Here is a 20,704-nt window from a genome sequence, read left to right as displayed (position 1 = left end):
GGCGTGGCACATCCCGACGTGCCCTGTTTCCCTCAACCCGATTTCTGACATGTTGCGCCATCCCGCCCTGGCCACCCTGTCGGTTTGCGCGCTGCTTGCTCCGGTACTGGCCGGAGCACAGGCAGCGGCCACTGGCTCGTCGCCCACCCGCCCCGCCGCCGCTCGCGCAGCGGCGCCCGTGGCGAGACTCCGTGTACCGATGATGGCATCGGTCGACCCGGCTCTGTTCCGCGGTCTCTCTTACCGGCTCGTGGGGCATTCCCGCGGTGGCCGAGTCACCACGGTCGCCGGCGTCGCATCGCAGCCGCGCACCTTCTACATGGGCGTGGCCAGCGGTGGCCTGTGGCGCACCACCGATGCCGGCGAAAGTTGGGAGCCCATCACCGACGGCAAGGTGCCGGTCGCGTCCATGGGCTCGGTGATCGTCGCCGACAACGATCCCAATATCATCTGGCTGGGAACCGGTTCCGATGGTGTGCGCTCCAATGTCTCCACCGGTCGTGGCGTGTATCGCTCGAACGATGCCGGTAAGACCTGGGACTTCCGCGGTCTTTACAACGCCGGGCAGATCGGCTCGATTCGCGCGCATCCCACCAACCCGGATATGGCGTGGGTGGCGGCGTACGGTGACATCTTCAAGCCCAACACCGAACGCGGCATCTTCAAGACCGTCGATGGTGGCAAGACCTGGAAGAAGACGCTGTACGTGAGCGACAGCACGGGTGGCATGGACGTGGAGTTGCAGCCCGGCAACCCGAATGTCGTCTTCGCGTGGATGAACCGCATCGAGCGCAAGCCGTGGACGATCATCTCCGGCTCGCGCGAAGGGGGCTTCTACAAGAGCACCGATGGCGGCGAGACCTGGAAGAACATTCGCAACGGCCTGCCCACGCAACTGATCGGCAAGGGCAACATTGCCGTGACGGCGGCGAATCCGAATCGCCTGTATGCGCTCGTGGAAGCACTGCCGGGTGGCGGTCTGTATCGCAGTGATGACGCGGGCGAAAACTGGCAACTGGTGAACAGCACACCCGGTCTCATCACGCGCCCGTTCTACTACACCACGCTCAACGCCGACCCGACCAACGCCGATGTGGTGTACGGTGGCGCGGAGACGCTGTACAAGAGTTCGGACGCCGGAAAGACCGTGACGCCGCTGCGCACGCCGCACGGGGACAACCACGACATGTGGATCAACCCCACCAACGGCAACACCATGGTGCAGGCCAACGACGGCGGCGCGAATGTGTCGTTCGACGGTGGCAAGACGTGGAGCTCGCAGGACGTGCAGCCGACGGCCGAGTTCTATGGCGTATGGCTGGACAACGCGTTCCCGTACAACCTGTACATGGCGCAGCAGGACAACAGCACGTACATCGTGCCGAGTCAGAATAATCCGTTCAACATGTCGGCGGTGCGCACGGGACCCGGCTGTGAGACGGGTCCGATCATTCCGCACCCCACCGATCGCAACATCATCTACGGTAACTGCAAGGGCCAGTTCGCGGTGCAGAACGTGGCCGCGGGCATCACCAAGAACTACTGGATCGGCGCGCAGTCGCTGTACGGCAATGATGGTGGAGATCTGATCTATCGCATGCAGCGCACCACGCCGATGGCGATGTCGCCGCATGATCCGAAGGTCGTGTACTACGGCTCGCAGTACCTGCATCGCACGCGCGATGCCGGTGTGACGTGGCAGCGCATCTCGCCCGACCTCACGGCATTCCCGGAATGCTGCCAGGGCGGTAGCGGATCGCCGATCACCCGTGACGTGACGGGCGAGGAGTTCTACAGCACGCTCTACGCCATCACGGAGTCGTCGCTCGAGAAGGGCGTGATCTGGACGGGTGCGAACGACGGCCCGTACTCGGTCACGCGTGACGATGGCAAGACGTGGAAGCGCGTCACGCCGAAGGACCTGCCCGAAGGGGGCCGTGTGGCGTGGATCGATGCGTCGCCGCATCGCCGGGGTTCGGCGTACTTCGCCACCTACCGCTACCTGCTCGGCGACTACAAGCCGTACATCTATCGCACCGACGACTACGGCCAGAGCTGGAAGCTGCTCACCGATGGCACGAACGGTATTCCGGTGGATGCGCCCACGCGTGTCGTGCGCGAAGATCCGGTGCGTGAAGGCCTGTTGTATGCGGGCACCGAGTTCGGGCTGTACGTGTCGTTCGACAATGGCGCCCACTGGCAGCCGTTCAACCTGAACATGCCCGTTGTGCCGATCAACGACATCCGTGTGCACAACGACGATATCGTGATCGCCACGCAGGGTCGCGCCGCCTGGATTCTCGACAACATCAGCGCACTGCGTCAGATCACGCCGACGACGGCTACTGCGGCGGTGACGGTGTTCCGTCCGCGCGATGGCTATCGGACGAATGTGGGGCAGTCCATCCTTGGCCCCACGATCGACTACTATCTGCCGTCGGCCGCGGCGGACACCGTGCGTATCGAGATTCTGGATGCCGCGGGCAAGGTCGTGAACAGCTTCAAGAGCGGCGTGGTGCCGCCGGCACCGCCGCGTCGTCGTGCGGCCGATGATGATGATCCGGAAGCGGCCATGGCCGTTGGTCGCCCGGGTGGCGCAGCCGCAGGTCCGATGCTCAACCTGGTACCCAACCAGGCGGGCATGAACCGGTTTGTGTGGAACGTGCAGCACCAGAACACCCTGGGGGCGCCGCCGGCGCAGTACACCGCGCGCGTGACGGCTGGTGGCACCACCACCACCGTGCCGCTGCGCGTGCGCATCGATCCGCGTCTGGCGTCTGATGGCACCACCGAAGCCGATCTGCAGGCGCAGTTCGCGCACAACACCCGCATGCGCGAGATGACGGCGGAGATCAATGCCGTGACCACCCGTATCCGGGGCGCCGAACAGCGCTTCCGCAATGCGACGGGCGCGGCGGCGGATACACTGGCCAAAGTGCGCAAGGTGGCCGACGTGGTGAACACGCAGCCCATCCGTTACGGCAAGCCGGGCCTGCAGGCGCACATCACGTACCTGGCTGGCATGACCGTGCGCGCCGACCAGAAGATCGGCCGGGACGCGACGGATCGGTACACGGTACTGCTCAAGGAGCTTCAGACGGTGAAGCGCGATCTGGACGCGGCGCTGGGGCCGGAAATTCGTCCCTGATTTCCGCCGGAAGCCGCAGGATGGTGGGGTGAAACGTCCCGCCGTGCCGATTGGCGGAACTCGATCAGGGCGGTATGGTACACACCGGGCGGCGACCACGTGGTCGCCGCCCGTATGTTTTCCTCCCTCTCCTGAGTCCCGCCATGAATGTTTCCCGTCTGATGACGCGCGGCGCTGGTGCACTGGTTGCCATGTCGCTGCTTTCGGTTCCCGCTTCCGCGCAGGGTGCGGCCAGTCACGCGGCTCCGGCCGGTGCCCAGGCGCCGGCTTCGCCACGTGACTCGCTCAGCGCCAAGATCGGCACCGCCGATATCAAGGTGAACTACGGCCGCCCGTCGAAGCGTGGCCGTGTCATCTTCAACGGCCTGTCCGACATGAAGTGGGGCATGGTGTGGCGCACGGGTGCCAACGAAGCCACGCACCTCACCACCAGCAAGACGCTGTCGTTCGGTGGCAAGGACGTGCCGGCCGGTACCTACACGCTGTTCACGCTGATCCAGGAGAACCTCAAGTGGGAACTCATCGTGAACAAGCAGACGAAGCAGTGGGGCACGGCCTATGACGCCAAGCAGGATCTGGTCCGCATCCCGATGACGGTCACCAGCAACAACGCCGTGGTCGAGAAGATGGAGATCCAGGTCAAGCCGGCCGGCAACGGTGGCGAGATCATCGTGTCGTGGGACAACTACAAGGCCGTGGCGCCGTTCACGGTCAAGTAATTTGCGGGTCTGCTGCACCAACGGGGGCGACGTCATCACGACGTCGCCCCCGTTTGGCATTCATCCCCGAGAGCGGCCCATGCTTTCGCGTAGCTGTCGGGTGCCGGTGCGACTGGCCAGGACGCGCTCACCGCTCTGCATCACCACAGCCCATCGCCCCGAGTCGGCGGGCAACATGGCCCGCACATGATCGAGGTTCACCGCATGCGACCGGTGTATGCGCACGAACCGTCCGGCGTCGAGTCGCCCCAGGAGTTCACTGAGCGGCACCGTCAACAGGTGGCGACGACCACCCACCACCAGCACCACGTAGTCATCATCGGCTTCCAGGCGCTCGATGGTATCCACTGCGATGGGCAGCACGCGACCACGTTCGCGTACGTATACATGCCGCAATCGCGCGTCACCCGATGACTGATGGTGCAGACTGCGCACGCGCTCCATCAACGCCGGACCTTCGGGCGGCGCATCGTCACCCGCTCCGGCGTCATCGTGTTGTGCGACCCGTGCGAGCAGGCGCACCACCGCCCGCTCGAATCGCTCTCGCGTGAACGGTTTGACGAGATAATCGGCCGCGCCGAGTTCAAAGGCATGCACGGCGTAGCCGTCGTACGCCGTGGTGAACACCACATGGGGCGGTTGCAGCGACTGCTCGAGAACCGCCAGGCCATCGAGTTCGGGCAGGTGAATGTCGAGGAACAGCACGTCCGGCTTGAGCTGCGCAATCGACTGCACCGCATCGCGCCCATTGGCGGCCTCGCCGACGAGTTCCAGTGCCATGCTGCCCTGCACGAGGTCGCGCAGGTGAATGCGCGCCAGCGGCTCGTCTTCCACGATGAGAGTGCGCAGCGTGCGCGCACCTGCGTCAGGCCGGGACATGTACCGTCACCGTGAAGCCACTGGTGCCATGTATCGCGTCCACCCGGGCCCGTGTGCCGTACAACAAACGCAAGCGCCGGTGCAGGGCGTCGAGGCCGATACCCGTGCCGCCGGATGGCGCCGCCGAAGCCGGGCCGTCGTCGGCCACGGTGAGGATCAGCGATTCGGCATCGAACCGTGCGGATAGTGCGATATGACCACCGTCGGCACGCGGTGCGACGGCGTGGCGGATGGCATTCTCCACGATGGGCTGCACGGTCAGGCTCGGTACCACAAAGTCCAGCGTGTCGTCTTCGATATCGATGGACACGCGAAGGCGTTCCCCGTATCGCAGCGCCTCCAATGCAAGGTAGGTGCGTACGAAATGCAGCTCGTCGGCCAACTGCACCTGTTCACGGGCACCCCGTTTGCTGTCGAGCACATATCGCAGCAAGTCGGACAGTTGCCCCAGGGCCTGCTCGGTGCGGGCCGGATCGAGTCGCGACAGCGCCATGAGGGAATGCAGCGTGTTGAAGAGGAAATGTGGATCGAGGCGGCCACGCAGGGCTTCGAGCTCGGCACGCACACGCAGTGCGTCGGCCTCGTGTCGTTGCGACTCCATTTCCTGTGACTGTTTCGATGCCACACCCATCCACGTCAGGCCAGCGATCACGACATACCCCACGATGCCGTTGAAGCCCTGCCAGCCGATCCAGTCCGACGATACGAACGCCACCCGTTCCCAACTGCCCAGGTCGAGCCACATCGTCACCAGAATGAGCCCCGCCCAGGCGCCGGCATAGAGAACGGCCCCCACGGCCTGACGCACGATGAATCCCGCCGAGAGGGGCGCAGGCCACGGGGAACGCTGCGCGTGGGCGCGGACCAGCAGACCAAGCAATGCTCCCAGTCCCACCGTGCGCACACTGGCCACGATGGCTACTGTCGTGGGCAACTGAGCCGTGTGTGCCACCAGGACCGCGTAGAGCAACACAAAGGGGCACCACGCCGCGAAGTACAGCAGCGTACTGCGAATGTGGTGCATGGGCACATTCCAGGCGGGCATCATGACGCCTCGAGCTTCAGGTTTTCAGCAGTGTTCCGCGGTGTTCCGCGGTGTTCTACCGGTATCAGCGCACTGCCGGCAGCAGCACGTACTTCACCCAGCCGTACTCGGGTTCCAGCTCCAGGGCCCGTTCGTAGGCGGCACGCGCCGCCGCGCCGCGCCCCGCCTCCTGCTCCCACTGCCCATGCCAGGCCAGGGCTTCGGCATACCCCCACGACGGATACGCGGGCGCCGGAGTGTCAGCGGCGAACGCAGCGAGTGCGCGCTGCATGGCCGCCCGGGCCTTGTCCTTGCCACCGCCGAACATGGACGGCTTGTACCACGCGCCAATCGCGTCGAGCAACAGCATGCGTGGATTGTCCTTGTCCAGCAGGCGCGCCTTGTCCACCGCGTCATTGGCTTGGGGCCCCAGTCGCATGCCCCTGATCATGCTGCCGCCGATCAACTGGCCCAGGCAGCTCGCGCGCAGTGCATGCGACTCGGCGATGGGTTGGGCGGCAATCGAACGGTCGAGCCACTTCACGGCGTCTTCGTAGTGGGCCCGCGCCACGTTGGCCTGCTTGCGCACGCCAGCCATTTGCCCGAGGCGATAGGCGGCGTATCCGCGATAGTGCGTCAGCAGGAAGTGCTCGGGGAAGGCCGTCAGTGCCCGATCAACGATGGCAATGCCCTGCAGGACCGCGGTCGTATCGTTGCGAATCACACCACGATCGATCACGCGACTCGCCGAGTCGGCCCAACGCAGCGCGCCGGTCAACGCCGCACCTCCCGTCTGTGCTGACGGGGCGGTCGATGCACCGGATGGTTTGGACTGTGCCGATGCCGGAACTGGGGACGTCGCACTGAGCGCCAGCATGACAAACGCGACCCAAAGCGGGCGATGGTTCGACATGGAATCACTCACAGCAGAAGGGTGGTGCCGATGAAGATCGAACGATTGAAGGGCGCATGCACGGGGAATCGCACGGAGTAGTCCTCCGACCAGCGGTACCGCATCACGTTTTCACGGCCAAGTACATTGGACAGACTACCCCAGAGCACGAGGCCGCGACGTTCGCCGAGCGCGCGATACCAGCTCAGAGACACATCGCTGCGCAGATAGGCGGGCATACGGGCCGCAAACGGATCGTCATACACCGGTGCGGCGAGACCTTCGTCCGGTCTTGCGCCGACGATATCAGTGAAGGGCTTTCCCGTCGCATACCGCACCGAGGTGCCCATCGTGAGACTGCGATGCACATGTTCCCCGATCCATGTCACGGAGTGTGTGATGTCGGCCAGGGAGCGCGCCATCAGGCCGCTGTGCGGATCAGTGCGACGGGAGCGCACATGGCTGTAGGTGACCCGTGTGGACGTGGCCTGGGCCAACCGCCATCGCCACATGATGTCCACGCCATTCGCCCGACCCGTCCCATTGCCCACCGGCTCCTGACGGTCGGCAAACTGCCAGAGATCTGCATACCGTTTGTCGAAGTACTCGATGCGGAGCCCCAGTGTATCGGCGCCCCATTGCACGCCGCCGATGAACTGGTGCACGCGCATGGGGGAGAAGGCACTGGCCGGCAATGCGCGACGGTAGGTGGGCTCCGCCACCTGATGGTACACGCCCCAGGCCGAGGTCAGCGCCAACGCACCGCGCTGCCAGGCCAACGATACACGCGGGTCGTAGGTGCGCCGCCCGGTCAGTGAACTCTGATCGGTGCGCAGTCCCAGCGTGGCGTGAAATCCGGAGGCGAACCGACGACTGCCTTCGACAAACGCGCCAATGCGGGTGCTCGGTGTGCGCTCTGTGAACACGGGAGACCATTCGCCGGTTGTCGTGCGCATGTGTCCAGCGTATGCCGCCGACAGAGCCTCGCGTTCGGCGCCCACACGCCACCGCGTGCCATCGGTTGTGACGTAGCCGAGTGATGCCAATAGCTGTGGCGCCGACAACCGTGTGCGCAGTTGGAAGGTGCCGAATGTCTCATTGCGGTCGAAGGACGCGTATGCGACGGTCACGGCGGGACGCCATGTCGTGCTGCTGTCGCGCCACGAGAGCACAGCCAGTCCATCGGCGGATCGTGCACCGTAGTGGGATGTGCTTCCCACGCCGGCCTGGCCCACGCCAAAGACACCACCTTGCCGCACCGCGAACAGCCGCACACGTCCTGCAGCGCCTGATTGCCACTCGAGCGAGCCACTGACGTCACCACTGCGTGGTGGTGGTTCGTAGGGCTGGGCCTCACCGAACGTGGCGGTCAGGGCCGCGAGGGAGTTGAGTCCGGCCGATGCCCGCATTCCCACACGGGGATGCAGTCGTGTTCCGTAGGCCGCACTGACGCCACCGATGGAGGCCGACAACGATGCCGTCTGTCGCGCGGGCGCTGCTGCACTTTCCATGCGCACCAATCCCGAGAGCGCGTTGCCGTGCGGCACACCAAACCCGCCCGATGAAAACACGGTGCGATCGAGCAGGAACGGATTGACCGTGACGGTCGTGTGGCCGGTGGGATTGTCGAAGCGCACGGGAGACAGCATCCAGGCGTCGTCAACCAGCACGCGCGTCTCGGTGACATCGCCGCCGCGCACAAAGAGCCCCGTGCCTTCGTCCACGTTCTGCGCTCCAGGCAATGTCTGGATGGCGCGGGCGATATTGGCCGCAGCGCCTGGGGTCTGCGCGACTTCGAGTGGCTTGAGTGAGGCGGTCTGACCGCTGCCGATGGTGTATTCCCCGGCAGCCACCACCACGAACTGCGTGAGCGTGGGAGGACGTGGCACCAGCCGGAACACGAACATCGAGTCGCTCGGCACCACCATATCGATCGTCGATGGAACGAAGCCCACCGCGCGTGCAACGAGGGTGGCCACACCGCGGTGGGTGGACGTGAGCACGAAGTGGCCATCGCTGCCGGTGTGTGTCTCCTCGAGTGTTTCGAGAATGGCGACCACCGCACCCGCGAGCCCACGTCCGTCGGCGGTATGCACACGACCCGTCACCGTGGTTGCCGTCGGAGAGGAGGGCTGCTGGGCGTGCAGCATGTTCAGTGGCATGGTTCCCCAAAGCAGGAAGACCATGGGTAGCAAATGCGAGAGGCGCATGACTCATCATGCGCCTCTCGGTGTTTGTCATGCAGCGGCCAATCGGTGAACTGACAGGTCCGGTCGGCGGGTGGCAGGAGAACGAAGATCGCGAGGGTTCGTGCCGCTGCCGACGTGCTCCGTCAGTGGCCCGACGCGCCGGCGTCGCGATCGCGCGGGTCCGCCGCCCCGAGGCGTTTGCCGGTCTTGGGGTCGATGGCGATGGAGTGTGCCGTGCCCTGTTGGCCACCCACACGGACGACATGACCCTTCGCCCGCAGCGCGTCGAGCGTGGCTTCGGAGAAGCCCACCCGTTCGACCGTCACCGTATTGGGCAGCCACTGGTGATGCAGACGCGGCGCATTCACCGCGTCCTGCACGGGCATGTCGAACGCGGTGAGGTTGAGCACCACTTCGAGTACGGTGTTGATGATCGTGCGTCCGCCCGGGCTGCCCACGACGGCGACCAACTTGCCATCACGCGCCACAATGGTCGGCGTCATGCTCGACAGCATGCGTTTGCCGGGCTGCGCGATGTTTGGTGTGGTGCCGATGAGTCCCGTGGAGTCGGTGAGTCCGGGCTTGCCGTTGAAATCACCCATCTCGTTGTTCAGCAGGAAGCCCGCGCCATCCACAACGGCGCCGAGGCCGTAGCCCGCTTCAAGGGTGTAGGTCACCGACACGGCCATGCCATCCTTGTCCACGACTGAATAGTGCGTGGTTTCATCGCTCTCATACCCCTGCGCCACGTCGGCGGGCGATGAGGGAGATGCCTTGTTCGGGTCGATGGTGGCGCGGAGTTCTTTGGCGTACGTCTTGCTGGTGAGCTTGGCGATGGGCGGTTGCGTGAAGTCGGGATCGCCCAGATACAGCGCCCGATCACGGAAGGCGCGACGCATGCTCTCCACCAACGAATGCACATACTGCGGCGAGTTGTGCCCCATCGCCTTGAGGTCCATCCCTTCGAGGATGTTGAGCATCTCGATCATCGCCACGCCGCCGGAGCTTGGCGGGGGCATGGAGATGATGTCGTATCCGTTGAAGGTGCCACGCACCGCTGCCCGTTCGGCGGCCTGGTAGGCCACCAGATCCGCTTCAGTGATCAGCCCACCACCGCGACGCATTTCAGCGGCGATGAGCTGCGCGGTGGTGCCTTTGTAGAAGCCGTCGCGGCCCTGATCGCGGATGCGGCCGAGCGTCTTGCCCAGGTCACCGAGTACCAGCCGATCGCCGGCAGAATATGGCTGGCCTGCTTTGTAGTAGGCGGCCAGCGATCCGGAATCGGTGGACAACTTGGTGCGTACGCCGGCCAGGGAAGCGGCGAGCCCAGTCGGCACGATGAAGCCGGTGTCGGCCAGGGTGGCCGATGGACCAACCAGCCCGTTCCATTTGGCCTTTCCGTACTTCTGGTGGGCCAGTGCAAATCCGGCCACGGTGCCCGGCACCCCGACACTCTTGTGCGAGTTGTGGTGAATGCGCGAGGAGTAGTTGCCGGTCGAATCGGTGAACATGGTCGGCGACGAGGCGGCCGGTGCCTTTTCGCGGAAGTCGATCGTGGTGGCGCGTCCATCCGGGAAGCGGATCACCATGAATCCGCCGCCGCCGATATTGCCGGCCGTGGGGTAGGTGACCGCCAGGGCAAAGCCGGTGGCAATGGCGGCATCTACCGCATTGCCGCCGGCGGCCAGCACGTTGCGCCCGACGTCACTGGCGATGGCACTGGCCGACACCACCATGCCTCGCGGGGCTTCGACGGCCGCCTTGGGTTGGGCAGGCGGAGGGCTTTGGGCGGGCGCGACAGCCGGGACGGCCAACAGGGCCGCCGCGGCGATCCCGGGGAGGGAGCACTGGCGCATGGGACGGGTGAGCGGGAAGGGAAGGGATGGGAAGGGCAACCGCGTGGGCGCCGCCGGGCGGCGCGACCAACCGCATGACGGGAAGGGAAAGCCGCAGGAATGGTGGGGCCGGGCAACCAGACCACCACAATCTAGGCCGATTGGTCAATTTTTTCGTAGAAGAGCGGAAGCGCCAGCGTCCCGGCCATTCCCTTCACAGTCCTGCCGTCTTCCCATAGGCAGGCAACCCTTCCATTCCCAACTAGTCTTCAGGGCTTCACGGAAGCCCGTTCCAGCGCCAGTTGTATCCGGCCAGCAGGGTGAATAGCTTCCAAGGCTCCCCGATAGCGGGGGCCGGGTGCGAGCCGGGAGTACCGGCGTCGCGATGAGCCCGGAAGTGGGTGCCAGCAGCTCAGCGGCTTGGAGCCCACGCAGTACCACACCACTCGTCCGAGAATCAGATGGCCGTCAAGATCCGTCTCCGCCGCGAAGGCCGGAAGAAGACCCCGATGTACCGTATTGTCGTTGCCGATTCCAAGGCCCCGCGTGACGGCCGTTTCATTGAAATCCTCGGACAGTACCAGCCGCGTGGCGGCGAGAACGCGATCGCGCTCAAGGCCGATCGTGTGAACCATTGGCTGAACGTGGGCGCGCTCCCGACCGATACGGTCCGCTCGCTCCTCCGTCGTGCCGGTATCCTCAAGGCGCGTCACGAAGCCCGTCTCGCGGCCAAGCTCCAGGCTGCGGCCGTCGCACTGCCCTCGGGCGAGGCCTGAGCTGGCTGAGTACATCGTCGCCGGTCGAGTGCGCCGCGCACATGGTGTGCGCGGTGCCTGGGCTGTCGAATCGCTGAACGATGCGCCGGACGTGCTCTTTGCGTCCGGCGCTGTGCTTTTTGCGGGCGATCGCGAGGGCAACCTGCTGCCGGGTGCCGACGGCGCGCCGCAGCCCCTGCACATCGAAGACGGCCGTCCGATGAATCGGGAATGGCTGGTCCGCGTCACCGAGGTGACCGACCGCGATGTCTCCGATGCCTGGCGCGGGCGCTACCTGCTGGCCGATGCGGCCAGTCTGCCGGAAGCCGATGAAGACGAAGTGTATGTCGGCGATCTGATCGGCATGCGCGTGGAAGTGGACGGGCAGGGCCTGGTGGGCCATGTTCGTGATGTGTACGACGCGCCGCAGGGCTTCATCCTGGAAGTCGAAACCAGCACCGGACGTCCGCTCGTGCCGTGGCATGACGAGATCGTGCGCTCGATCGACGAAGAGACCCGTACGATCGTGCTGGCGCCGCTCGCCGGCCTGCTCGACTGATTCGTCGCAGGCCCTGCACGCACTCGCGCCCATGCTGCGCATCAACATCATCACCATCTTCCCCGAGTTTTTTGCGGGGCCGCTGTCCCTGAGCATCCCTGCCAAGGCCGCGGCAGCCGGTGGTGTGCAGTACTCGCTCATCGATCTGCGTGACTTCACGCATGACAAACATCGCACGGTCGATGACTACCCCTTCGGTGGTGGCCCCGGCATGGTGATGAAGCCTGGCCCGTTCTTCGAGGCCGTGGCGTCGGTGCAGGCGACCTCGCCGATCGTGTTGCTCTCACCGCGCGGACGGCGTTTCTCGCATGCCGATGCGGTGCGCTTTGCGGCGGGCACTGAGCTCACGCTGCTGTGTGGTCACTACAAGGACATCGACGAGCGGGTTGCCCAGCATCTGGCCACCGAAGAACTCTCACTGGGCGATTTTGTGCTCAGTGGTGGGGAACCGGCGGCGCTGGCCATTGTCGATGCCACTGTGCGACTCCTGCCTGGTGCGATGAGTGACCTCGAGAGCGCCCGCACCGATTCGTTCTTCGATCGGGGCATCAGTGCGCCGAGCTATACACGGCCTGCTTCGTACGAAGGGCACACTGTACCCGACGTGCTGATGGGCGGTGATCACGCCAAGGTGGCGGCGTGGCGTGATGCGGAGAGCTTGCGACGTACACGAGAGGCCGAGGGGCGTGATCGGGCCGATTGGACACGGCGCGAAGCCGAGAGTGCCGCGCGTGATGCGGCCATCGCGGATCTGGAGCGTCGGGCCGCGGACAAGGCGGCCAAGAAAGCGCGTGAGAAGGCGCGGCGTGGCCGCGCGGCGAAACACCGCGCCAATACATCGGCCAATACATCGGCCAATACACCGACCGATGCATCGGACGCTTCGGGCGAGTCCAGCGGAGAGTCGGCATGAGCCTGCGCGTGTTTGTCACCGGCGGCACGTTCGACAAGGAGTACGACGAACTCACCGGGACGCTGCGGTTCCGCGAGACGCATCTGCCCGAAATGCTGCGACGTGGACGCAGCATGCTCGATGTGCAAGTCGAAGTGCTGATGATGATCGACTCACTGGAGATGCTGGGCAGTCATCGGCAGCAGATTGCCGAGGCCTGTGCCCGCGCCCCCGAGTCGCGGCTGGTGATCACGCATGGTACCGACACCATGCCGGAAACCGCACAGCATCTGGCGGCGACCATCACCGGCAAGACCATCGTGCTCACCGGTGCCATGGTGCCATACGCCTTTGGCAGCTCCGACGGATTGTTCAATCTGGGCAGTGCGCTGAGTTTCGCGCAGACGTTGCCGGAAGGGGTGTACATCGCCATGAATGGTCGGTATTTCGCGGCGGGGCACGTCATGAAAAACCGCGAGGTCGGTGTGTTCGAGGAGTCCCCGAATCCACCGACCTCGCAGGACTGACGGCACGCGCCGGTTACTTCTTCACGGCGCGTACGATGGGCAGGGTGATGCTGGACGGCGTGTCCTTGCCGCCGTGGAACACGATGTTGTGCGCGACCACGCCAGTCGTCTCGCTGAAGTTGTCGCCACCCGTGTTCAGGTTGCGGTCGAAGCGCGGGAAGTTGCTGCTCGACACTTCAACGCGTACACGGTGACCGGCCTTGAAGAAGTTGCTCGTGTTGAGCGGCCCAAGCGTGACCTTGTACTTCTTGCCGACTTCCATGCGCGTTTCCGGCTTGTCGTAGCCCGTGTGGTACCGCATGCGCTGGATGGTTTCATCGAGATTCCAGGCGCGCCCTTCGGTGTCCACGTCGATGAGTTTCACCGTGAAGTCGGTGTCCTTGGCGTCACTGCCCACGTACAACGTGACCGAGATCGGGCCACTCACCTCGATGCCTTCCTTGAGCGGCTCGGAGGTGTACACGAGGATCGCGGGGTTGGTCTCGCGCACTCGCTGGTCGAACGACCCCGCCTGGATGGCCGTGCCCGTGCAGCAGACGTTGCCGCCATAGCTGGTCACTGGCTTCATCGGGTCGTACGTGAACGTGTCGCGCTGGGCCTTGGGCAGCTTGGCGACCAGCGCCCCGTTGCCGTTCATCGTGTTCGCCGAACCACCGCTCGTGAGGTACCACGTGGTGGGCGTCGCACCCTTTGGCGGCCACACGTCGCTCGACTGCCAAGTGTTGGAGCCCATCGTGAAGTAGCGGATGCGCGGCAGCGTATCCAACAGGCCGGTCTTGGTGCTGGTCTTGAGGAACGTATCGAACCAGCCGTAGGTGAGCGCGTCATAGTCCAGACGTGCATCGCCCATGCTGCGTTCGCCCACCACCGTGTTCTCGGTGGCACGCGTGTACGAGCAGTGCGCCACCGGCGCGATCACCGCGTACTGCTGCTTGGCTACCTCGGGCGACGCCACCTTCATGGCGTGCTGCCACATCGCGATGTTCGGGCCCACCGATACGTCGTACCACGACATGAACCACAGCGCCGGCGTGTCGAACGGCATGCTGTCGTTGTACAAGCCACCCTTGTCCCAGCGCGGATCGTTGGGGGTGCGCTTGATCATTTCCCCACCGGTGGCCACGGGCATCTTGTCGGCGAACACGCCCGGCGGACCGTCCACCGCCTTCAGGATGTCCTGCACCGGCAGATGCCACAGCGCCTTCGACCAATCGATGCTGGGGCCCTGCCACGCCAGATCAAATGACTTGCGCAGACGGGTCAGGTCGGACTGACTGAGGTTCGGAGCGAACATCGGGCGCTGCGCGTTCTGCTGCGAATTGATCCAGGTGATGAACAACATCTGCACCGCACCACCGCGATACCAGTTGCCCTGCTCATACCAGCCACCGACGCGGCCCACGCCGGCGCCGTAGCCCTGCGGTACCAGTGCGGCGAGCCCCTTGGGTTTTGTGCCGGCCACGGCCATCTGGTATTCGGCCGTGCTCGAGCAGCCGATCATCCCCACACGGCCGTTGCTCCATGACTGCTTGGTGAACCAATCCACCGCGTCATGCCCGTCGGTTGCCGGCGGGCCGAGGATGTCGTACTGACCTTCGCTGTAGAAGTGACCGCGTTCGTTCTGCAATGCGTAGGCGTAGCCACGCTTGATGGCACCGAGCACAGCGGAGACGTCGCGTGGCGCCCCATTGCGCACATCCCACCAGTTCATGTTGTACGGCGTCTTGCTCAGAATGAGCGGCACACCACCCGAGCGACCTTTGGGCACATAAATGTCCGTCATGAGGCGGACACCATCGCGCATCGGCATCATGACGGAGCGGTGCACGTCGGCCAACTGCTGCAACTCCGCCTCCTGCGCATGGCGGGTGGCAATGAGCTCAGCATTGGGGGCAGGCGCCTGAGCCTGCAGTGATGGAGAGAGCCCGGCGAGGGCCAGGGCGAGAGTAGCCGCCACACGGCCCACTCTGGGCGATGCACAGCGGCGGAATAGGACGGACATATCGCGGACGGCGAAAGGGGAGTCTGGAAAGGATGCGCGGGCGTAGGCATACAGATGCCGATGCGCACTCCATCACTGGTTCAACGCACGCCACGGCGCAATCGTGGAATCCCCTATAGGACCCTCCTATGGCCGCAGCTCGCGAGACCGGGCCCCACTACTGGCTCCATCGCGGTTCCGGGCGCATCTTGCGGTGTTCCCCATGTTGCGAGGCTCGCAATACCGCTTTGGCCGGCATGGAGAACGTCGACGTTTTCCTCGTGGCCGCCTCGGTGGCGGTGCACGGTCCCTCTTCAGCCCCACCCGGCATTCTGCGTATGGCGAAGATCAAGGTCGTGAATCCTGTCGTCGAGATGGACGGCGACGAGATGACCCGCATCATCTGGCAGTTCATCAAAGACAAGCTCATCCTGCCGTATCTCGACGTCGAACTCGACTACTACGACCTCGGCATCGAGCACCGCGACGCGACGGGCGATCAGGTCACGATCGACTCCGCCGAAGCCACCAAGAAACACGGTGTGGCGGTGAAGTGTGCGACCATCACGCCCGATGAAGCGCGTGTGAAGGAGTTCGGGCTCAAGAAGATGTGGAAGAGCCCCAACGGCACCATCCGCAACATCCTCGGCGGCGTGATCTTCCGCGAGCCGATCATCATTTCAAACATTCCGCGCCTCGTGCCGCACTGGACCAAGCCCATTGTCGTGGGCCGTCATGCGCATGGTGATCAGTACAAGGCGACGGACTTCAAGGTGCCGGGTCCTGGCACGGTGACCATCACCTACCAGCCGGCCGACGGCAGCGCGCCGATGCAATTCGACGTGGCCAAGTTCGGCCAGGACGGCGGCGTGGCGATGGGCATGTACAACTACAACGACTCCATCAAGGACTTTGCGCGCGCATCGTTCCGTTACGGTCTGCAGCGCAACTTCCCGGTGTACCTCTCCACGAAGAACACCATCCTCAAGGCCTATGATGGCCAATTCAAGGACCTCTTCGAGGACGTGTTCGACGCCGAGTTCAAGGCGGAGTTCGAGAAGGCCGGCATCACGTATGAGCACCGCCTGATCGACGACATGGTCGCCTCGGCGCTCAAGTGGGAAGGCGGCTACGTGTGGGCGTGCAAGAACTACGATGGCGACGTGCAGTCGGACATCGTGGCGCAGGGCTTCGGTTCACTCGGTCTCATGACGTCGGTGCTGCTCACCCCTGACGGCAAGACGATGGAAGCCGAGGCGGCGCACGGCACGGTGACGCGTCACTACCGTGAGCACCAGAAGGGCAACAAGACGTCGACCAACCCCATCGCGAGCATCTTCGCGTGGACGCGTGGTCTCATGCACCGCGGCAAGGTGGACGGCACGCCTGATGTGGTGCGCTTCGCGGAGACGCTGGAGCAGGTGTGCATTGAAGCGGTGGAAGCCGGCGAGATGACCAAGGATCTGGCGATCCTCATTTCCAAGGACACGCCGTATCTGCACACGGAGAATTTCCTCGACGCGATCGATCGCCGGTTGCAGGCGAAGATGGCGTAAGGCGCTCGGCGCAGATGGAAGAACGGCCTCGGTGCGATGTGCATCGGGGCCGTCTTTTTCAGCGGGACCAGCGGGAGAATGTGGTCCAGATGATGATCAGGCCACACGAAGGTGGGGTACCCATCACGTCGCGGGCAAACCCATAGAGGCCAAGCAAGTCGAGTGTCGGCGACGAAAAGGTCAACTGTTGCGCCCCGAGCGGCACGGAGTCGATCGTGAAGCGACCCTGTGCATCGCTGTAGGTGATCTGCGCGGTCTCCCGCACCTCGATCACGGCTCTCGTAGCGGTCGACGCGTAAGACTGTCATATACGATGCCTCGCACGGTTCCGACCGATCACTGCGGCTGCGCGGCCGCCAACGTGGGAACCAGTAGCAAGGGCATGGTGAGCCAAGCGTGAATGCGCATCACTTGTCCCAGTTCGAAGCCACCGTCCAAATGAGCAGCAGGCCGCACTGTGGCGGTGGGCCTGGCCAATACTCCATGGGAACAGAAGCCGGTCCAGGATGGAACTCGATCGCCAGGACATCGTTGACCATCAACTGGTCAACACGCGCGTTATTGGCGGCTGAAACGACGCTGCTTTGCGCAGCTCGGGACGGGGCAGGGGTGGTTGTTGCGCGCGGGATCGCTGTCGTCCCGGACAATGCCTGCGGGACGCTGAAGGTGGTGGTGTTTCGTGGATTTGGTATGAGGGCGCCATCAATCACGATGGGTACCTGCCCGACGCACATCGGTCGCGTGGCCTCAATCACCGTGCCCCCCAGTTTTTGTGCCACGCGCAGGCCCGGCAGACGCTTCAGCGCCGAACCGATATCACTGCGCTTCAGGATTTCCTCGCGTTCGACGACCCTGACCATGCCGTCCTGCTTGCGTCGGAGAAACCCGGCCTGATCCGCGCCGACCTTCCCACGCACGTTCATGGTGGCGAGCACCGTGGTGCCCCGCAGCACGAAATCGTGTGTGCCATCGTCACGCGCCGTGACGTCGATGGCGCGGCTGACTCCGCCGCGTCCGATCTGCTGAACGTTCAGTTCCTGCGTACCCAGCGGCACACCCGTCAAACGGAATTGCCCCTCAGCGTCGGTCTCGGTCGAACGATTGCCGGCGATTAGCGAAACGAGTGCACCCGGCAATGCTTTGCCCCGTTCGTAGCGCACGGTTCCACGGACGATACCTGATCCCGATGAGGGCGTGGCGTTGGTCCGGACGTCGGCCGCCTGCCCCAGTTCGCGACTGATGTAGAAGTCACGCCGCAGCATTCGGCTCGGTCCAACGACCGTGTTGAACGCACCACTGACGATCGCGTCGTGTTGGGCCGTCGTGGTGAGCGCGACATCCGCGGGAAGCCCGCAGATGCCGTACACGCCATCGTCTCCGGTGGCGGTGGTACGTTCCGGGTTGCTCAACTCCTTTCCGCCTTCACTGGACTGAAGCCACCGCAATGAAACCTGCGCTTTGCTCAACGGGGTGCGACTGGCGGCGTCGTAGACCGTGCCGAAGACGATAGCACTGTCTCTGGACGGACTCCCTGCGGTCGCGCAGAGACGGCCGTACATCGTGCCGAACGACGGAGTGGTCAGTAACACACCGCGTGTATCGCTGGTGACATCCACTTCGCGCGCAAACCCATAGAGGCCAAGGGAGTCGAGCGTCGCCGACGAGAAAGTCAGTTGCTGGACCCCAAGCGGTACCGAGTCGAGCGTGAAGCGACCTTGCGCATCGGAATAGGTGATCTGTGCGGTCGCTTGCACTTCGATCACGGCATCGACAATCGGCTTGCGTGTGAGACTGTCGTACACGGTGCCGCGCACACTACCGACGGGTCCACGCGGTTGGGCTGGCAGGGCACAGGGGGCGAGCAATACGGCGGACAGCAGCAGTCTGAACGGGATTGGCTGTATGGTGCGCATAAAACTCCTCATTGTTGCCGGCGGGAGAAGACGGTCCATATGAGAATAAGTCCACATGTCGGGGGCATGCCCTGCCAATACTCCATCGGGATGGTGGCGCCCCCCGGATGATACTCGATGGCTACCACATCGCTGACAGCCAATGCGTCGAGTCGTGAGCCGTTGGTCGGCATCTGAGGCACCGCAGAGTTGGCTTCACGCGAGATGGTGGAGTTGTTCCCGTACATACGCATGGGCACCCCGTCCAGGACGATCGGAATCGGAGAATTGCAGACCGCGCGGGAACCCACGACCTCCGTTCCCCCCATCGAACGATTCACGCGAAGTCCCGGTATCCGTGCCAGCGCCGAACCAATGTCGTAGCGCTTCTGGATTTCCTCATGTTCGATGATCCTCGCAAACCCCTGGCGCTTGCGTCGCAGGAAGCCGGCCTGGTCCACGCCCATCCGCGCTGTGCCGCGCACATTCATCGTGGCCAGTACCGTGGCCACCGGCAACACGAAGTCATGCGTGCTGCCCTCCACCCTTGTGACATCAATGACGCGATACAGTGCGCCACGTCCCAGCTGCCGCACACTGAGTTCCTGCGTGCCAAGCGGTACGTTGCCAAAGCGGTAGCGACCCAGTGAATCGGTGTGCGTAGTGCGATCCACCGTGGTGAGCACAACCAAAGCCCCCACCAGCGCATTGCCACTTTCATCCCGCACGGTCCCGCGCACCACACCTGTTCCCTGCGGCGCACGAGTGCCCGTGTCTGCCGCTACCGCACTGGTGAGTTCGCGGCTGACATACAGATCGCGGCGCAGCAGGCGACTGGCTCCGACGACCGTGCTGAATGTGCCGCTGGTCGCGGAATCGTGAGCCGCCGATGTGCTCAGCGCGAGATCGGAGGGTACACCGCAGATGCCATACACACCGTCGTCTGCGGTGAACGTGCTGCGTTCCGGCGTGAGGATCAGGAAATCGCGACCGTCGCCCCCGGTTTCATACCAGCGCAGCGTGACGCTCGCCTTGCTGATGGGGGCGCGAGTCGCGGCATCATACACGGTGCCAAACACGATGGCGCTGTCCCGTGGCGCGTTGCCGGCCGCGGGGCACAGGCGATCGTACACAGTGCGGAACGACGGCGTCGACAACGCCACCCCCCGGGTGTCGGACGTGACGTCGATCTCCCGCGCAAACCCGTAGACCCCGAGCGAATCGAGCGTCGGCGAGGAGAACGACAGTTGCTGCGCCCCGATCGGTACCGAGTCCAGCGTGAACCGACCTTGTTTATCGGTATAGGCGAGTCGTGCGGTCTCCCGTACTTCCACGACCGCGTCTGTCAGCGGTTTCCGTGTGAGACTGTCGAATACAATACCTCGCACCGTTCCCAGCGCGCGCATGGGCTGCGCCGCGACGGGGGTCGACCAGAAGACCGTCGACCCGATCAGGGAAAGCGCGAATCGCGTTAGGGCTTTGTGCATAAGTGTTTCAATACCACATCGGCGAGAGATCCTTTGAGGGCTGGCCCGAATCCGGGCACCTTGACCGTGCGGTGCATGCCTTCCTTGCGTCCGGCATCATCCGTGAAGTACCAGCTTTCTTTGGTCGCCACGGTTTGTTTGACGCAGTCGTACATGCCGATCGCCCGCGAACTACGCAACTCCTGTGCGCCGTTCTTGATCGGCGGCTGCAATTTCACGCGCACGGTGGCGGTGACCACATCCCCCGCCCGGGATACCGACTTCGTTTCAAGAAAAACCGGCGTGCCTACCGAGGTCTTACCGATTTCCTTGAGGGCGCTGGCCGACTGTCCATGCGCGATTCGTGTACCACCGAGGAGTGCGGTCATT

At 64.3% G+C, this 20,704-nt stretch carries 17 protein-coding genes; 7 read left to right on the top strand and 10 right to left on the bottom strand.

Going from position 1 to position 20,704, the window contains the following annotated elements:
• The first annotated feature begins 49 nt into the window (after positions 1 to 49).
• Entirely contained in the window at positions 50 to 3,148 is a 3,099-nt protein-coding gene (locus GAU_RS12060; RefSeq protein WP_156799011.1) for a WD40/YVTN/BNR-like repeat-containing protein, read from the top strand.
• A 143-nt stretch (positions 3,149 to 3,291) separates the two neighbouring features.
• A complete protein-coding gene (locus GAU_RS12055; RefSeq protein WP_015894151.1) occupies positions 3,292 to 3,867 on the top strand; it encodes a DUF2911 domain-containing protein in 576 nt (191 codons plus the stop codon).
• A gap of 60 nt (positions 3,868 to 3,927) precedes the next feature.
• Here the strand turns inward: GAU_RS12055 and GAU_RS12050 are convergent, their stop codons facing one another.
• From GAU_RS12050 to ggt, 5 genes are all read right to left on the bottom strand, one after another.
• On the bottom strand, positions 3,928 to 4,746 hold the full coding sequence (locus GAU_RS12050) for a LytR/AlgR family response regulator transcription factor (protein ID WP_015894150.1): 819 nt from the start codon (positions 4,744 to 4,746) through the stop codon (positions 3,928 to 3,930).
• Positions 4,733 to 5,794, bottom strand: coding sequence for a sensor histidine kinase (locus GAU_RS20945; protein ID WP_015894149.1), 1,062 nt, complete (start codon positions 5,792 to 5,794; stop codon positions 4,733 to 4,735). The genes GAU_RS12050 and GAU_RS20945 overlap by 14 nt, the downstream gene beginning before the upstream one ends.
• 61 nt (positions 5,795 to 5,855) lie before the next feature.
• On the bottom strand, positions 5,856 to 6,683 hold the full coding sequence (locus GAU_RS20940) for a hypothetical protein (RefSeq protein WP_015894148.1): 828 nt from the start codon (positions 6,681 to 6,683) through the stop codon (positions 5,856 to 5,858).
• An 8-nt stretch (positions 6,684 to 6,691) separates the two neighbouring features.
• The gene (locus GAU_RS12035) at positions 6,692 to 8,848 is read right to left on the bottom strand and encodes a TonB-dependent receptor (RefSeq protein WP_169307671.1); all 2,157 of its coding nucleotides are present in this window, start codon (positions 8,846 to 8,848) and stop codon (positions 6,692 to 6,694) included.
• 146 nt (positions 8,849 to 8,994) lie between these two features.
• The gene (gene ggt / locus GAU_RS12030) at positions 8,995 to 10,707 is read right to left on the bottom strand and encodes a gamma-glutamyltransferase (RefSeq protein WP_015894146.1); all 1,713 of its coding nucleotides are present in this window, start codon (positions 10,705 to 10,707) and stop codon (positions 8,995 to 8,997) included.
• A gap of 440 nt (positions 10,708 to 11,147) precedes the next feature.
• Here ggt and rpsP point away from each other — a divergent pair, with 440 nt between their 5' ends.
• Genes rpsP through GAU_RS12010 form a run of 4 tightly spaced genes read left to right on the top strand, consistent with a single transcriptional unit; the run spans position 11,148 to position 13,419 of the window.
• Positions 11,148 to 11,462 (top strand): 30S ribosomal protein S16, encoded by a 315-nt coding sequence (rpsP, locus tag GAU_RS12025; RefSeq protein WP_015894145.1) that lies wholly within the window; start codon positions 11,148 to 11,150, stop codon positions 11,460 to 11,462.
• Entirely contained in the window at positions 11,374 to 12,000 is a 627-nt protein-coding gene (gene rimM, locus GAU_RS12020) for a ribosome maturation factor RimM (RefSeq protein ID WP_269446049.1), read from the top strand. The genes rpsP and rimM overlap by 89 nt, the downstream gene beginning before the upstream one ends.
• A 31-nt stretch (positions 12,001 to 12,031) precedes the next feature.
• On the top strand, positions 12,032 to 12,913 hold the full coding sequence (gene trmD / locus GAU_RS12015) for a tRNA (guanosine(37)-N1)-methyltransferase TrmD (RefSeq protein ID WP_015894143.1): 882 nt from the start codon (positions 12,032 to 12,034) through the stop codon (positions 12,911 to 12,913).
• Positions 12,910 to 13,419 carry an asparaginase domain-containing protein gene (locus GAU_RS12010; RefSeq protein WP_015894142.1) on the top strand — a complete coding sequence of 170 codons (510 nt, stop codon included), beginning with the start codon at positions 12,910 to 12,912 and terminating at the stop codon, positions 13,417 to 13,419. The genes trmD and GAU_RS12010 overlap by 4 nt, the downstream gene beginning before the upstream one ends.
• Before the next feature lie 13 nt (positions 13,420 to 13,432).
• Here GAU_RS12010 and GAU_RS12005 read toward each other — a convergent pair whose 3' ends face one another.
• Positions 13,433 to 15,421: a CocE/NonD family hydrolase gene (locus tag GAU_RS12005; RefSeq protein WP_052574406.1), complete on the bottom strand. Its 1,989-nt coding sequence runs from the start codon at positions 15,419 to 15,421 to the stop codon at positions 13,433 to 13,435.
• Between the two features lie 317 nt (positions 15,422 to 15,738).
• Between GAU_RS12005 and GAU_RS12000 the strand changes: the two genes are divergently transcribed.
• Positions 15,739 to 16,956, top strand: a complete 1,218-nt coding sequence (locus GAU_RS12000; RefSeq protein WP_041266502.1) for an NADP-dependent isocitrate dehydrogenase — start codon at positions 15,739 to 15,741, stop codon at positions 16,954 to 16,956.
• A 58-nt stretch (positions 16,957 to 17,014) separates the two neighbouring features.
• Here GAU_RS12000 and GAU_RS11995 read toward each other — a convergent pair whose 3' ends face one another.
• From GAU_RS11995 to GAU_RS11980, 4 genes are all read right to left on the bottom strand, one after another.
• Positions 17,015 to 17,230 (bottom strand): hypothetical protein, encoded by a 216-nt coding sequence (locus GAU_RS11995; RefSeq protein WP_015894139.1) that lies wholly within the window; start codon positions 17,228 to 17,230, stop codon positions 17,015 to 17,017.
• 133 nt (positions 17,231 to 17,363) lie between these two features.
• Positions 17,364 to 18,869 (bottom strand): carboxypeptidase regulatory-like domain-containing protein, encoded by a 1,506-nt coding sequence (locus GAU_RS11990; RefSeq protein WP_015894138.1) that lies wholly within the window; start codon positions 18,867 to 18,869, stop codon positions 17,364 to 17,366.
• A gap of 8 nt (positions 18,870 to 18,877) precedes the next feature.
• Positions 18,878 to 20,254 carry a carboxypeptidase regulatory-like domain-containing protein gene (locus GAU_RS11985; RefSeq protein ID WP_041265500.1) on the bottom strand — a complete coding sequence of 459 codons (1,377 nt, stop codon included), beginning with the start codon at positions 20,252 to 20,254 and terminating at the stop codon, positions 18,878 to 18,880.
• A gap of 65 nt (positions 20,255 to 20,319) precedes the next feature.
• A complete protein-coding gene (locus tag GAU_RS11980) occupies positions 20,320 to 20,703 on the bottom strand; it encodes a surface-adhesin E family protein (protein ID WP_015894136.1) in 384 nt (127 codons plus the stop codon).
• Position 20,704 lies beyond the last annotated feature (1 nt).

It is taken from the genome of Gemmatimonas aurantiaca T-27, from assembly GCF_000010305.1.
GTDB lineage: Bacteria > Gemmatimonadota > Gemmatimonadetes > Gemmatimonadales > Gemmatimonadaceae > Gemmatimonas > Gemmatimonas aurantiaca.
This window is presented reverse-complemented; position numbering and strand designations above follow the sequence as displayed.